Annotated in this window: 2 protein-coding genes; one reads left to right on the forward strand and one right to left on the reverse strand. The window is 59.6% G+C overall.

Annotation, left to right across the window (positions count from 1 at the left end; all coding sequences use genetic code 11):
• On the forward strand, window positions 1-318 hold a 318-nt coding region (locus FDW95_RS23415; protein ID WP_249358888.1), incomplete at its 5' end, for an AraC family transcriptional regulator.
• On the opposite strand, the gene FDW95_RS23420 is transcribed toward FDW95_RS23415, so the two are convergent.
• The coding region (locus tag FDW95_RS23420; protein ID WP_249358890.1) for a benzoate/H(+) symporter BenE family transporter at window positions 301-527 on the reverse strand (227 nt) is incomplete at its 5' end. The two genes, FDW95_RS23415 and FDW95_RS23420, sit on opposite strands and share 18 nt — an antisense overlap.

Here is a 527-nt window from a genome sequence, read left to right on the forward strand (position 1 = left end):
GCGCCCGTCACCTTGCGTAATGTGCTGGCCTATATCGACGCGCATTTGGCGTACCCCATCACCCTGAGCGATTTGGCAGGTGAAGCGGCGTTGAGCGATTTTCACTTCGCTCGAATGTTCCGCCAGTCGATGAACATGGCGCCCCATCAGTATGTCATGCAGCGCCGTATGGCGCTGGCGCAGCAGCTGGTTTGTTACTCTTCCCGCAGCTTGTCTGATATCGCGATGGCCTGCGGGTTTAGCTCCGCCAGCCACTTCAGCAACCGTTTTAAGCAGGTGACGGGCAAAACGCCCTCGCAGCTACGTGCGGCGCGCTAATCTCAGCACCGTGTAGCACACCCCTCCGGCAATTAATCCCCAAAATGCAGATCCAATCCCCAGCAGCGTCAAACCACTGGCGGTGACCAGAAAGGTGATAATCGCCGCGTCACGCTCGGCTTCGTGATGCAGCGCCTGATACAGGCTGCCGCTAATCGTCCCCAGCAGCGCCAGACCGGCCAGCATCTGGATCCAGCTCACCGGCAGGG

This window comes from Citrobacter sp. wls718, assembly GCF_005280945.1.
In the GTDB taxonomy this organism is placed as follows: domain Bacteria; phylum Pseudomonadota; class Gammaproteobacteria; order Enterobacterales; family Enterobacteriaceae; genus Citrobacter; species Citrobacter gillenii.